This window comes from Yoonia rosea (genome assembly GCF_900156505.1).
Taxonomy (GTDB): Bacteria; Pseudomonadota; Alphaproteobacteria; order Rhodobacterales; family Rhodobacteraceae; genus Yoonia; species Yoonia rosea.
Window position 1 is genome coordinate 1,947,291 of the sequence record NZ_FTPR01000001.1, and the last position, 13,359, is coordinate 1,960,649.

Consider the following 13,359-nt stretch of genomic DNA (forward strand, 5'->3'; position numbering starts at 1 on the left):
AATGGCCCAGCACACCAACGCATTGACCGGCCCAAACGAAACCTTCGAGGCACCGCTTCAAGAGGTCATCACGATCAGCACTGATCTGTTTACGCAGGCGCAGGTCTTTGTGGAAAGCATGTTCCGCACGTGGAACCTTTACCAGATCCTGATTGCTTTGGCCGTCTTCGCCATGGCGCATCTGTTGCGCGCCATTTTGGGACCGCGCATACGGGCGTGGATGGGCTCACGCGAAAACTGGCCGAAGTGGCGCATGCGAATTCTGGTCGTCGTGCACCAACGGCTGCGCGCGATTTTCTTTGTATCGCTGATCTGGTTCGTCGTTTTTGCCATGCGCGAGGTCACTTGGCCCAGCCGGAGCTATCTCTTGAGTGTGATCGGCACCCTGGCGCTGGCGTGGCTGCTGATTGTCTTTGCCACGCGCCTGATCAAGAGCCCTGCCCTGCGCAGATTCGTCCGCTATGGCGCATGGACATGGGCAACCCTGCAAATTCTGGGCCTTCTGGATGTGGCCGAACGTTTGCTCGACAGTATCGGTTTCACAATCGGGGAAATCCGTTTCTCGCTGCTCTTGCTGGTGCAGGGTCTTGTCATCCTTGGCGGCCTGATTGCACTGGCGCGGTTCTTTACAACGACCACCGCCAGCCGGATCAAGGCCAACGAGGACATCAGCCCCTCAATGCAGGTGCTGATCGTCAAAGGCGTACAGATTGCGTTTTATGGCGCCGCATTCTTTGTCGGCGTCCGCGCTCTCGGGATCGATCTGACAGGTCTTGCGGTCCTGTCCGGTGCGATCGGTGTGGGGCTCGGTTTTGGTTTGCAAAAGGTTGTCTCGAACCTTGTGTCGGGCGTCATCATCCTGCTGGATAAGTCGATCAAACCGGGGGACGTGATCAGCCTTGGCGACACCTTTGGGTGGATCAATTCACTGGGGGCGCGTTACGTTTCGGTCGTCACGCGCGACGGGCGCGAATACCTGATCCCGAACGAGGACCTGATCACCGGACAGGTGGTGAACTGGTCACATTCAAACGAGTTTGTCAGGCTCGATATCTTCTTTGGCACAGCCTATCACGACGATCCGCATGCAGTCCGCAAGATCGCGATCGAGGCCGCACAAGGGGTGGACCGCGTGCTCAAAACGCGGCCCACCGTCTGCCATATCGTAGGCTTTGGGGATAGCTCGGTGGATTATATCCTGCGCTTTTGGATCAGGGACCCGACAGGGGGGCTGACGAATATCCGCGGCAACGTCTATCTGGCACTTTGGGACGCCTTCAAAGAACACGGCATCAGCATCCCGTTCCCGCAGCGCGAGGTGAAACTGTTGGAGAGTGAACGGGTCAACGTGAAGATGGGAGACTGAATGTCAGTTGAGCGGACGAAGCAGCCATTCCTTGCGGCTGCGTCAATGTCTGCTTTAGGCTTGCGACTCAGAAAAGCCCACAATTGGGGATTGGATCAACTGCGTTGCCGTCGCTGGGCTGCCCTGACGCTCCAGTATTGTATTGTGCGAAATGCAGATGATGCGCCGTTGGACTATTCCATTGAACTATTGATCCAACAAGTTCACCGGCACCAATAGGCATTCCTTCGACTAATGTTGGTGCCGGGATTAGGTGCCAGTATTTTCTGAGCATTCCACCTGATCGTACCCAGACACCTTGTTTCTCTGGACTGCTGGGTGCTGAGACAGTGAAGATGCGATCAACAACCCCTCCAGCCACGCTATAGACGGGCGTCCCCACAGGTGCGGCAATGTCAATGCCTGGATGGAAATCGTTTCGTGACCCCAGCCGTCTCCAACCGAAACGACTTGTTAGGGCAGAAACTAAGCTCGTGTCCGAAAAGAAGTCTACACAATGATTCCAGGCAATTGGCTCAAAGTTCGGAATCGTTGACCCGCTAGGCGGTTCGGTACTCGCATCGGTGTTTTTCCAGATCACGACGACAGTACAATGTGCTGGCCCGGCGGTCTTTATTAGGAGTTGTCCTCCTTCGCCCTCTGGCCCGATTTTGCACAGGTAATCCCCACCGCATCCACCACTACAAATCGTTTGAGTGCAACGTTTTTCGAGAAGATACCGTCCATCAGCTCGTTCTTCCCAGTACGGCTTTGTAGTCCAGTTATGCGTTGAACACCTGCTCATTGTGTAAAAGGTTTCTCGGTGGTGATCGGTGTCTCCATCAAACTCCGAGAATTCGGGTTCGTCGCCCTTCAAAGATGTAAGCATTCTCTCAAGAGCGCCGATGACTTCCTCTTTCGAGTCAGCAATTTGGAAGTCTACGCTTATCAGCGGTCTGTTGGCCCTTCGATAGGCACTAACAATCTCCTGCGCTTTAGCAAGATCGTCCTCTTTGACCGAAAACAGCTCGAGGCTCTCAGTTCTTCCATCGTAGAGTTCAAGTAGTCCCTTTGCTATGTTTAGGACGGGATCAACCACTACTCGCTTTTTAGAACTATCTGATACCTGGGCATCAAGGTTCTGCATGGTTTCTTCGGAAATTTCGGAGGCAATTTCAGCTCCAGTAACTTTCTCGAGAATCTTGGTCGCCCTGTCTAGCGTGGCTCCGTCAGAAAAGAACTTAATATCTTCAAATTCTTTGATAATCTCTTCTATCTGTTCTTGCGTCATGTGCGCTCCAAAAATTGTGCGGTCAATAATCGACTTTCGTTAAAATTGTGTCCGTTACACTCTATCAATTTCCGTCATTCGAGCAATGGTATTACAAAGACGGACACTTCGTCGTCGAAGCCTCTCCTATCTTCCTTGGCCTAGGCTATCAGGTACGCGCAGGCGGCATGGCCACTCTAAGCTTTTTCAAAGAAGCACAGGAGCTGACTTTCGAGTGCAGTGCAGCATCAGCCAATTTGGGCTCACTCCTGCCATTCCTCACAAACGACAAAGCCGCGCATCTTTGCGCGGCTTTCTCATCTCAAAGACTGCGGTGACTTAGCCGCGGTTCATCCGGTTCTCGATCAGATCATCCACAACAGATGGATCAGCCAGCGTCGAAGTATCCCCCAGCGCGCCGAAATCGTCCTCGGCGATCTTGCGCAGGATCCGCCGCATGATTTTGCCAGAGCGTGTCTTCGGTAGGCCGGGTGCCCATTGCAGCAGATCAGGTTTGGCAATCGGTCCGATCTCGGACCGGACCCAGACCTCGAGCTCTTTGCGGAGTTCATCCGATGGTTCTTCGCCGTTCATCAGCGTGACATAGGCATAAATTCCTTGCCCTTTGATGTCATGCGGGTAACCCACGACAGCCGCTTCGGCGACTTTTGCATGTGCGACCAGTGCGCTTTCCACCTCGGCCGTGCCCATACGGTGACCCGAAACATTGATCACGTCATCGACGCGACCAGTGATCCAATAGTACCCGTCCTCATCGCGCTTACAGCCGTCACCGGTGAAGTAATAGTTCTTGTAGTCGCTGAAGTACGTCTTCTCGAAACGCGCGTGATCGCCCCAGACCGTGCGCATCTGGGCAGGCCAGCTATCCTTGATGCACAGCACACCTTCGGCGGCAGTGTCGTGAATTTCCTCGCCCGAGGTTGGTTCCAGAATAACGGGCTGGATGCCAAAGAAAGGCAATGTCGCCGAGCCCGGCTTGGTCGCGGTCGCGCCCGGAAGCGGGGTTAGCAAGTGACCGCCGGTTTCGGTTTGCCACCAAGTGTCGACGATGGGCGCCTTGCCCTTGCCAACAACATCGTTGTACCAGTTCCATGCTTCGGGGTTGATCGGTTCGCCCACGGTGCCCAGCACCTTGATGTCAGACAGGTCATACTTTTCGACAAAGCTGTTGCCCTGCGCCATCAAGGCGCGGATCGCGGTGGGGGCGGTATAGAACTGGTTGACCTTGTGCTTTTCGCACACAGCCCAGAAACGGCCCGCATCAGGATAGGTCGGCACGCCTTCGAACATGATCGTCGTGGCCCCATTGGCAAGCGGACCATAGACGATATAGCTGTGGCCGGTGACCCAACCCACATCGGCGGTACACCAGAAGATATCACCATCATGGTAGTCGAACGTGTATTGATGCGTCATCGACGCATAGACCAGATAGCCACCGCTGGAGTGCACCACGCCTTTGGGCTGGCCAGTAGAGCCGGATGTGTAAAGAATAAACAGCGGGTCTTCGGCGTTCATTTCCGCAGGCGGGCAATCGGCGCTGACCTTTTCTTCCATTTCATGCAGCCAGTAATCGAGATCACTGCGCCACGCGATCTGCTGGCCGGTGCGCTTGACCACCAGACATTTCACATCGTTGTAATCGTTCAGCAGGGCCTGATTCACGCTGTCCTTGAGGTTGGTGACACGGCCACCGCGTGGTGCGCCGTCAGCGGTAATTACTACCTTGGCATCGCAGGCGTTGACGCGTGCGCCCAGCGCCTCGGCCGAGAAACCCGCGAACACGATGGAATGGATCGCACCAATCCGCGCACAGGCCAGCATGGCATAGGCGGCCTCGGGGATCATCGGCAGGTACAGAACAACGCGGTCGCCTTTTCCGACGCCCATTTCCTTGAGCACATTCGCCATGCGCGAGGTCTTCTCATGGAGCATGTTGTAGGTGATGTGCAGCGCTTCATCATCGGGGCTGTCAGGCTCCCAGATTATGGCGGTCTGTTCGCCGCGCGCGGCAAGATGGCGGTCGATGCAGTTGGCACTGACGTTCAGCGTACCGTCTTCATACCATTTGATATCAACCGCACCGGGGGCAAAGCTCGTGTTTTTGACACGCGTGTAGGGTTTGATCCAGTCGATCCGCTTACCATGCTCGCCCCAGAACGCCTCAGGATCATTGATCGACGCGGCGTACATCGCATCATAAGTCGCCTTATCGGCATGGGCCGCTGCGGCCATTTCGGATGATGGTGGATAGGTTCCGGCTGATTGATCGGTCATGGCATGTCCCCCCTGATCACTTCTTCACGGCCGCGGGCATGCGCCCAACGGCTTCCTCGCCGTGCATCATGGCGAAAATGTGATCGAATCCAAGTCTCGTTGGGGACAACTTAGACGGTTTGTAAAAAGAGCACCGCCTGCAACGTTTCGTTAGTCAATATTTTTACATATGCCTTGCGCAACTCGGGCCGCCACGCGTTGCGGCAGCCCAAAGTGCTTATGCGTCGTGGCGGAATGTCATGCTGACCACATCAGCACGTGTCAGGCCTTTGGCGCGAAGCTCTTCTTCTGGAATGTCCGAGATTGCCTGCAGCGCCAGCGTCCGTGAATTGCTGACAGCCATATGCTCAAGCATAGAGCCAATTGCGCGAAGTGGTTTCATCACCAGTTCGATCAGAATTTCGCGGTTAGAAATCAGTGTGTTGTCGGGTTGGAGAGCCATGTTGCACCTCGTGAATACGTGTTTGTCCTCCCAAGCCAAGAGTTAGGGTGGCAACGACGGATCGGCAACGGCCAAAAACGCAAACCCACCATGCAGTTCTTGCATGATGGGCTATGTTTTCACGGCTTGAGGCTCAGAAATGCATCACTTCTTGACGGCAGCTTTCCCATCCCACGGGGCATCTGGAACAGTGACCGTCTTGGCACGTTTGGCTGCGGCAGGCTTTGCCGCTTCCGGTGCAGGCGTTGCGGCCCTGGGCTTTGGTGCAACCGGCGACGGTGCGGCCGCAACCGCCGGCTCGGCCTTTTGGGCCGCACGGGTAGTCTTGGCCTTCGGGGCCGCCTTTTTTGCGGCAGGCTTTGGCTTATCTGCCTTTGCCGGTGCAGGTGTTGGTGACGCTTTTGCCTGAACAGCAGGCGCAGGTGCGGGATTTACAGCTGCTTGCACCTCTGGCTTTGGCGCTGCTTTGGCAGGTTCCGGTGTCGCTACTTTCGCGACAGGTGCCGGTTTTGCGGCGGCCTTGGCGGCCGCTACTTTCTTGGGCGCAGACTTTTTGGACACCGCTTTTTTCGGTGCTGCCTTTTTGACGGCGGCCTTCGCTTTCTGGGTGGCCTTAGGCTTGGGTGTCGGGGCCTTTGCCTTGACGACAGGTTTTGCAGGCGCGGAGAGCATGCTGCCACTTATCAGTGCGCGCTGCGCCGCCACCATCTGGTCAATCATGGTATCCGTCAGGCGCATTTGCTGGCCGATCACAGCACTGGCGATCTGCATCCCCTGTGCCGTCATTGAAAGTGTAACTGCCGGTGTCATAATGGCTCCCTTTTTTGGCAAAACCCTACTTCAAGCCCAGTATACACGATATTTTTCGCAAACGCAGCATTATTCTGCACCGCAGCAAAGGGATGCCGATAAACTCCCCTTTGCTGCGCGCTTGTGGCCTAGTCCGTCTGGTCCATTCGCACAGAATAGCGCACCTGCCCTTTCACGGCTTGGCCCCAATTCAGATGAACATCGCGCAGGCTACTGCCCTGTTCACCCTCGGCCCAGGGCAGATCATGCACGCGCGTGTTGCCAGCATTCGTAATCGCCCCATCCGGCATCACGCTTTCGACCGTCAGCGCGCGCCCCGCAAAGGGCAAGGCGGTGTCCGTTTCCATCACCCAAGTCGTGGCCTCGGTTGCCTGCGTATGGGTCAGGACCGCCGGATTGGACACAGGCTCGTTCACATTGTGAAATGTGTTGCCGGTAAAGACAAAGCTGCGGGTCCGGCCGTAGTCCAGATCGGCAAAGGTCGTATCCACATGCTCGACCCGGTCAATGCGCCCATTGAGTGACCGGAACACATTGCCGATGACAGCAAAGCCATTGATGAAATGGCCGGGCCCATAGGGTTTAATCACGATAAAATTGAACCAGTCCGCCACATCATTTGTCGTGAACATATTGCCTGTGATCGTCAGGCCGCCAAAGGAAAACTGCGTGCCAAAGGCCGGTGTGGCGTCATGCTCGTTTGTCCATTCAATAAAGTTGTTATCGCAATAGTTGCCGGTGAAAATGCTCTTGGGGTTCGGCAAGGTCAGGACGATCCCGCCCATCCGCACGCCATTGACCTCATCATCACCGTGGAACCAGTGGTTACCCGTCATCAGGTTACCAGACCCTGCGAGCACGCAGAAATGTTTGAATTTGCTGGTGCGGTTGTCGCGGATTTTGACGTCGTTGGCATTGGCGTTGAACCCGATGCTCACGCGGTTCGCCACCGGCACGGCTTGTTCATCCGAAATCAACTGGCAGCGGTCAATCATCATACCCTGACAGCCACGCCCCGGCGACGTGATCCCGCGGTCTTTGGGCCGGTTGATGAAACAATCACGGACATGAAAGGTGAACCCGTCAGGCGCCAACATTATCCCGCTTGCAACGCCACGGCCCTGAAACTCGATATCGTCAAGGATGAATTGGCTGAACTTCTCGTACCCTGAAAAATCAAGCATGTACTGAAAACGCGAAAAGGTGAAAACCTGCGTGCCCTCCGCATCAAAAAGTGGAAGGCTAAGCTCGAGTGACTGTGCCGCTTCATTGACCGAAGTCACATAAATCTCGCGGCCCACACCGTTGCCTTGCACCAAAGACCCCACGGGGATACTGGCGATATTGACAACATTGGTCAGACGCTTGTCATCGCTGGCCGAATAAGTCGCTTGCGACGAGACCTCGACCGTATCCCAAGCCGCACCATCGGCAGGCTGGAACTGGCCGTTGCGGATCACACGGCGGGTTTCAAAGCGGGTGCGTGACGGGTCTGCGGCCTGCATATCAACCGGTTCGGTCAACAAAACGCGGCGCCCGCACAGATCAAGCGAATCGTGATCGGCAAAATTGATCAGGGCTTGATAGGCCTTTTTGAACGCGACTTCTTCGTCCTGAAACGCCTTGAAATATGTGTCGTAATTATAATCCTGCTGCAAAATAAAACGGTGTTCGGGCGCTTGGACAATCCGCCCCTCAAACTGGATACGGTTATCTATCGTGACACTGTTCGCCAAAAGATAATTGCCCGCAGGCACCATCACCGTTCGGCCATTTGCTGCGGCATCGGCGGCGTTGAACGCGGCACTATCGTCGGTAACGCCGTCCCCTTTGGCTCCGTAATCGCGCACATCGACCATACTCACCAGATCACGGGTAAACGCTCCCGTCACATCCGTGATCGTAATATCATCAAGCCGCACAACGCCGCCTGTCGGCCCTGTAAGGTCAATACCGAAATGGCCATATTCGGCACCGGTCCATACCAGATCAACACCGCCACGATCCGCCGTAGCGACAATGGCCGACACCTCAACCACCTGACCATAGCTTGTCAGCTGCCGCGCGACACCGAACGTCGTGACACCTGCAAGCTCCACACCGCCACCCTCACCGGGCCAACCGGCAATCCGGACCGCTGGCATAGCGCCCGCAACCGCTTTGACCCGCGCGGTGATCTGCAAATAGCACCCGGGAATGATGGGTGTTTCACCCTTATAGCGTACCCGTTGTGTCGGGTCGATTTTCAGCAACTCAAGACATCCTGCGAAATCCTGATCTGCCGCAACGAACACACCGGACCCGCTCGCGGCGTAAGAGTCTGACCCGGGCGTGCCGTCCGTGCTCGACCAGAGCGCCAGACCGGCAGAAAACGGCAATGGATCGAAAACGATTCCGTCAGTGATAGCTTTGTTCATGAAATGGCCCCTGAAGCTGAAAAACAAAAGGCCCGGCGCAAACCGGGCCACCTGTGCAAGGGGATAACGTCAAGATATAAACAGCGCCTTGGAGCACCGTTACGGTGTGTGGCGCAACAGGTTAGGCCCCGACATCGGGTGCGGGCAATAAGCGTACACCGTTGATCTGCCAACCCTGTGCTGTCTCGATCATCTGATAGTCCAGAATATGCAGAGCACCCTGCGCATCGCGCACCATCACCTTCTGCCAGACCATGCCGCCCAAATCGCGCAATTCCAGGAACCGCACATCAGCATTGTCCCAGACCATCGGATAGCCCTGCTGGACCATCATGCCGAAATTTCCGGGATCGCCGAACAGGCGCTTGATATTGGGGCTGGCGTATTCCCATGCCTCGGAGATGTCGCGTTCGTTAAAGGCGTCCAGCTGGTTGCCAATCACGCTCTCGATCGCGTCACCATCCTGCGCAAAAGCAGCAGTGGCTGCCACCCAGAACCCGAAAACGAATGCCAAAATGCGCATGATCCGCGCCCTCCTAAGCTGTCTCTTCATAGAAGATACGCAGGAAAGCGCGGATTAGTTTCAATTATCTTATGCGGCGGCCAATTGCTGTTCGATGAGGGCGATGGTTTCATCCACACCGTAAAGCGCAATGAAGCCGCCAAAACGTGGCCCTTGTGAAGCGCCCAAAAGCACCTCGTAGAGTGCGGTGAACCAATTACGCAGCGGCTCGAACCCATGCTCTTTGCCAACGGCAAAGACCATCGTTTGCAGCTCTTCTGCATCCAGACCGCCATCCCACACTTTCAGGCGTTCCGCCAGATCGGTCAGCGCCGCGCGCTCCTGATCGGTTGGTGCGCGGTACACTTTGGTGGGCTTCACAAAGTCGTTGTAATAGCGCACGGCAAAGCCCGCCGCCTGATCCATCTGCGGGTTTTTCTCGGCAGAGGCGTCAGGCGCATAACGCTGGATAAAGCCCCAAAGCGTGTCTTTGTCCTCGGCACCAGACACGGACGCGAGGTTCAAAAGCATCGCAAAAGGCACCACCATGTCTGAGGCAGGCACATTATGTCCGTGAATGTGGAACACCGGATTATTGGCGCGGCCTGCATCATCCTGAGTGGCATAGGCGCGCAACTGCTGGTGATACTCGTCCACTGCCTTAGGGATCACATCAAAATGCATCCGCTTGGCCGTCTTTGGCTTAAGATACATGAAGTAGCTCAGGCTCTCGGTTGAGGCATAGGTCAGCCACTCATCAATCGAAATGCCGTTGCCGGAAGATTTGGAAATCTTCTGACCCTTCTCATCCAGAAACAGCTCATACGAAAAATGGTTCGGCTTGCGCCCACCCAAAATCTCGCAAATCCGGTCATAGATCGCGGTATTTGTGGCGTGTTCCTTGCCGTACATCTCGAAATCAACATCCAAAGCAGCCCAGCGCGCACCGAAATCCGGCTTCCACTGCAATTTCACATTGCCGCCCGTCACAGGCAGGGTCCATTCGCGCCCATCAGGGTCGTCGAAAGTCACCTCACCCTTTTCACCATCCACGTGCTTCATTGGCACATAAAGTACACGCCCGGTCTCAGGATGGATCGGCAGGAAGATGGAATAGGTCTCTTGACGCTCTTCGCGCAGGGATTTCAGCATGACCTTCATAATGTCATCATAACGGGCCGCAGCGCGCAGCAGAATCTCATCAAACTGGCCTGTTTGATAAAATTCACGGGCTGAATAGAATTCGTAATCAAACCCGAAAGTATCCAAGAAGCGCCGCAACATGGCATTGTTGTGATGGCCAAAGCTCTCATGCGTTCCAAAGGGATCAGGCACCGATGTCAGCGGCTTATGCATATGCTCGGCCAGCATCTCTTGCTGGGGCACATTGCCGGGAACCTTGCGCATCCCGTCCAGATCGTCGGAAAAACAGATCAGTTTGGTGGGAATATCCGAAATCACCTCGAACGCGCGGCGGATCATCGTTGTGCGCAGTACTTCGCCAAACGTTCCGATATGCGGCAAACCCGATGGGCCATAGCCTGTCTCAAACAGGACATACCCCTTTTCGGGTGCCCTGTTTTCATACCGTTTGAGCAATGCGCGCGCCTCTTCAAAGGGCCAGGCCTTCGACGTCATCGCTGCTTCACGCATAGTGCTCATGGTTCATCTCACATTCTAAGGGCAAGTCATTGTGACCGCCGCAACGCGCACTCCCTATTGCGAGACAGCCGAGGCGTCAATAAATGTGGCATCAGATGTAAAGGAATTCCCGATGCTTGAAGACGCCCCAATGACCGCGCAAGACGCCCTTGCCGCCCTGATGATCGCGGTATCCGCGTCGGATGAAAACATCCGCACTGCCGAGCTTGTGAAAATAAACAGCGCGATCAATAACTTGCCTGTTTTCTCGGACTATGACCTCGAACGTCTGCCGCGCATGTCGAGAATGGTCTTCTCATTGCTTGAGCAGGAAGACGGTCTTGAGGCGCTTTTCGGCCTGATCCGTGACGCCCTGCCCGAGCGCCTTTATGAGACCGCCTATGCGCTTTCTTGTGATGTCGCTGCCGCGGACGGACTCATTGTTGGCACCGAAGTCCGCATGCTGGAAGAGATTCGCGAAGAACTGAACCTTGATCGCCTGCACGCCGCTGCGATCGAACGCGGATCACGCGCACGCCACATGACGCTTTGATCAGACCCTTAACGCCAGATGCTTGAGAATATCCTGTTGCAGGCGCCGCGACCGTGTATTCCAGCTGCGCGCACCGGTCGGGGACTCGACGCCTTGACGTTTGCCGGCCTCGCGCGCTTCCAGATCGGACGCAAAAATCGCAAAGGCCAGATCACGTCCGCTTTTGGTGCGCACATATCCAGCAAGCGTTGACACAAAGTTGAGCGTGCCGGTCTTCGCTTTGACGGCGATTTGCGGATCGTCGATCGCCTGACCATCCTCGCCCACCAATGCGATATCACGCAGAATAGGCTGCAAGGTCGGCATCACATTCTGCGCCATCAACAGGCGCACCATGTCACGGGGCGACACCCGCGCCGCATCGCCCAAACCCGAATGATCCACAAATTGCGGCGCAATGCCCTCTGCCCGACGCGCCGCCCATAGCGCCATACTCAACGCAGAAGTGCGCAGCCCACGCTGCGCGCCAACGCGGGTCGCGGTCGCTGCCAGACCCGCTGCCTCTGCGGTGATATTCGTCGAGAAACGCAACATGCTCTGCATCATCTCGTTCAATGGCGCGCTGGCATACCGCACAAGCGGGATACCCGTCGGGCGCGCCATCGTCTCTTGCGGCGGCTTCAAAACGATCCCGTGACTGCGCGCAAAGACGGCAAAAACCTCGCCTGCATAAAGTGCCGGATTGCGGACAGGCAGCCACCTTGATCCTTCTTTATTGAGCGCACCCCGCGCCACAGTCCATTGATCAACACCACCGCCGTTGCGGTAGGTGAACACCGGCACTGCACGATCCACAATCGCAATCTGCGCCGTGGTCACTTCGGGGCGGTAATTTGCGCTGCGGGCATCCAGCGTGGTGACATAATCTGCGCCGTCTTGTTTCCACTCAAAATGCACGCGATTGAAATTCAGGTTCAGACCGGTGACTGTTGGATTGTAGCCCAGATGATCCATCTGACTGTCATCAATCTCGTCGAGATTAGTCAGTGCATTGTCCCAGACCAGAAGATCCCCCCGCACTTCGCGCAGGCCGGTGTCCTTCAGTCTTTTGGCAAGTTCAGCAATTTGATCCGTCACAAGGTTGGGGTCACCCCCACCGGCCAAAATCAAATTACCATCTAAAACACCGTCATTTATTGGACCATCAGCAAATATGCGCGTTTCAAAGGTATGTTGCGCACCCAGCGCCTCAAGCGCATAGAGTGCCGTGAACGCCTTGGTTACGCTTGCGGGTGGCTGCGCTATCGTCCCGTCAATGTCCTCAAGGATCTGGCCGCTTTGCATATCCGCCACCACAACGCCCACCGCGCCAGAGGTCGCGCGCGATGACACCATCTTGGCAATCGCATCGCGGGCAGGCACACGTGCAATCGGGCGCAAGGACGTTAATGGCGCCTCGGCATAGGCTGTAGTGGCAAGCGCTGAGACCGCTCCGGACAGCAGTGCACGACGGGTCAGGCGCATCACCATTCCCCCCGCTTGCGGATCGCGGTTGAAGACTGGTCGGACATCGGCAAATTGACAAAGGCCCATGCCGGCGCCTGTGCCCTGCGAAGCGTATGCGCCGCCCGTCCCGGGATACGCGCCCGCGCATAGACCTTTGCCGCTTTCGACATGCGTGCCGCAATCCTGTCCCCCGGACGCGCCAAGACGCCAATGGGAACGGTCTCCATGATCCAACGCCAGTCTTGCCAGCGATGGAACTGCGCCAGATTGTCAGCGCCCATAATCCACACGAACCGCACGCCGGGGTAGCGGCGGCGCAAGGCCATCAGCGTCTGCGCGGTGTACCGCGTTCCCAATTGCGCTTCGATATCGGTGACTGTGACGCGCGGATGATCCATCATCGCGCGCGCGACCTGCATCCTGTCAGCCAAAGGTGCCGGTCCGTTCTCTTTCAGAGGATTGCCGGGTGACACCAGCCACCACAGCCGGTCCAGTCCGAACCGTTTCAACGCGGCCTTAGAGATATGGACATGGCCCGCATGCGGCGGATCAAAGGACCCCCCCAGCAGACCGATCACCTGACCGCGCTTTGCGACAGGCCGCGCAGTCATCGCACAGGCCCTATCGGTTGCATA

At 56.3% G+C, this 13,359-nt stretch carries 11 protein-coding genes; 2 read left to right on the plus strand and 9 right to left on the minus strand.

What is annotated here, in order from left to right; translation table 11 throughout:
* The first annotated feature begins 1 nt into the window (after nt 1).
* The gene (locus tag B0B09_RS09715; protein WP_076659893.1) at nt 2-1,366 is read left to right on the plus strand and encodes a mechanosensitive ion channel family protein; all 1,365 of its coding nucleotides are present in this window, start codon (nt 2-4) and stop codon (nt 1,364-1,366) included.
* Nucleotides 1,367-1,433: 67 nt separating this feature from the next.
* Here the strand turns inward: B0B09_RS09715 and B0B09_RS09720 are convergent, their stop codons facing one another.
* From B0B09_RS09720 to B0B09_RS09750, 7 genes are all read right to left on the minus strand, one after another.
* A complete protein-coding gene (locus B0B09_RS09720) occupies nt 1,434-2,636 on the minus strand; it encodes a M23 family metallopeptidase (protein ID WP_076659382.1) in 1,203 nt (400 codons plus the stop codon).
* A gap of 318 nt (nt 2,637-2,954) precedes the next feature.
* Nucleotides 2,955-4,913, minus strand: coding sequence for an acetate--CoA ligase (acs, locus tag B0B09_RS09725; protein WP_076659383.1), 1,959 nt, complete (start codon nt 4,911-4,913; stop codon nt 2,955-2,957).
* Nucleotides 4,914-5,130: 217 nt separating this feature from the next.
* A complete protein-coding gene (locus B0B09_RS09730; protein WP_076659384.1) occupies nt 5,131-5,355 on the minus strand; it encodes a DUF1127 domain-containing protein in 225 nt (74 codons plus the stop codon).
* A gap of 144 nt (nt 5,356-5,499) precedes the next feature.
* Nucleotides 5,500-6,165 carry a hypothetical protein gene (locus B0B09_RS17960; RefSeq protein ID WP_076659385.1) on the minus strand — a complete coding sequence of 222 codons (666 nt, stop codon included), beginning with the start codon at nt 6,163-6,165 and terminating at the stop codon, nt 5,500-5,502.
* A gap of 128 nt (nt 6,166-6,293) precedes the next feature.
* Nucleotides 6,294-8,582 (minus strand): glycosyl hydrolase family 28-related protein, encoded by a 2,289-nt coding sequence (locus B0B09_RS09740; RefSeq protein ID WP_076659894.1) that lies wholly within the window; start codon nt 8,580-8,582, stop codon nt 6,294-6,296.
* A 121-nt stretch (nt 8,583-8,703) separates the two neighbouring features.
* Nucleotides 8,704-9,105 (minus strand): DUF4864 domain-containing protein, encoded by a 402-nt coding sequence (locus B0B09_RS09745; RefSeq protein WP_076659386.1) that lies wholly within the window; start codon nt 9,103-9,105, stop codon nt 8,704-8,706.
* 69 nt (nt 9,106-9,174) lie between these two features.
* On the minus strand, nt 9,175-10,746 hold the full coding sequence (locus tag B0B09_RS09750; protein WP_076659387.1) for a lysine--tRNA ligase: 1,572 nt from the start codon (nt 10,744-10,746) through the stop codon (nt 9,175-9,177).
* Nucleotides 10,747-10,858: 112 nt separating this feature from the next.
* On the opposite strand from B0B09_RS09750, the gene B0B09_RS09755 reads away from it, so the two are divergent.
* On the plus strand, nt 10,859-11,278 hold the full coding sequence (locus tag B0B09_RS09755; RefSeq protein WP_055293882.1) for a tellurite resistance TerB family protein: 420 nt from the start codon (nt 10,859-10,861) through the stop codon (nt 11,276-11,278).
* Here B0B09_RS09755 and dacB read toward each other — a convergent pair whose 3' ends face one another.
* Nucleotides 11,279-12,742, minus strand: a complete 1,464-nt coding sequence (gene dacB / locus B0B09_RS09760; RefSeq protein ID WP_311135456.1) for a D-alanyl-D-alanine carboxypeptidase/D-alanyl-D-alanine endopeptidase — start codon at nt 12,740-12,742, stop codon at nt 11,279-11,281.
* Nucleotides 12,742-13,335, minus strand: coding sequence for a nicotinate-nucleotide adenylyltransferase (locus B0B09_RS09765; RefSeq protein WP_076659389.1), 594 nt, complete (start codon nt 13,333-13,335; stop codon nt 12,742-12,744). The genes dacB and B0B09_RS09765 overlap by 1 nt, the downstream gene beginning before the upstream one ends.
* Nucleotides 13,336-13,359 lie beyond the last annotated feature (24 nt).

What these genes read in the sequence shown, in the direction of transcription:
- B0B09_RS09715 (WP_076659893.1), top strand. Translation starts at nt 2, where the DNA reads ATGGCCCAGCACACCAACGCATTGACCGGCCCAAACGAAACCTTCGAG.
- B0B09_RS09720 (WP_076659382.1), bottom strand. Translation starts at nt 2,636, where the DNA reads ATGACGCAAGAACAGATAGAAGAGATTATCAAAGAATTTGAAGATATT.
- acs (WP_076659383.1), bottom strand. Translation starts at nt 4,913, where the DNA reads ATGACCGATCAATCAGCCGGAACCTATCCACCATCATCCGAAATGGCC.
- B0B09_RS09730 (WP_076659384.1), bottom strand. Translation starts at nt 5,355, where the DNA reads ATGGCTCTCCAACCCGACAACACACTGATTTCTAACCGCGAAATTCTG.
- B0B09_RS17960 (WP_076659385.1), bottom strand. Translation starts at nt 6,165, where the DNA reads ATGACACCGGCAGTTACACTTTCAATGACGGCACAGGGGATGCAGATC.
- B0B09_RS09740 (WP_076659894.1), bottom strand. Translation starts at nt 8,582, where the DNA reads ATGAACAAAGCTATCACTGACGGAATCGTTTTCGATCCATTGCCGTTT.
- B0B09_RS09745 (WP_076659386.1), bottom strand. Translation starts at nt 9,105, where the DNA reads ATGCGCATTTTGGCATTCGTTTTCGGGTTCTGGGTGGCAGCCACTGCT.
- B0B09_RS09750 (WP_076659387.1), bottom strand. Translation starts at nt 10,746, where the DNA reads ATGAGCACTATGCGTGAAGCAGCGATGACGTCGAAGGCCTGGCCCTTT.
- B0B09_RS09755 (WP_055293882.1), top strand. Translation starts at nt 10,859, where the DNA reads ATGCTTGAAGACGCCCCAATGACCGCGCAAGACGCCCTTGCCGCCCTG.
- dacB (WP_311135456.1), bottom strand. Translation starts at nt 12,742, where the DNA reads ATGCGCCTGACCCGTCGTGCACTGCTGTCCGGAGCGGTCTCAGCGCTT.
- B0B09_RS09765 (WP_076659389.1), bottom strand. Translation starts at nt 13,335, where the DNA reads ATGACTGCGCGGCCTGTCGCAAAGCGCGGTCAGGTGATCGGTCTGCTG.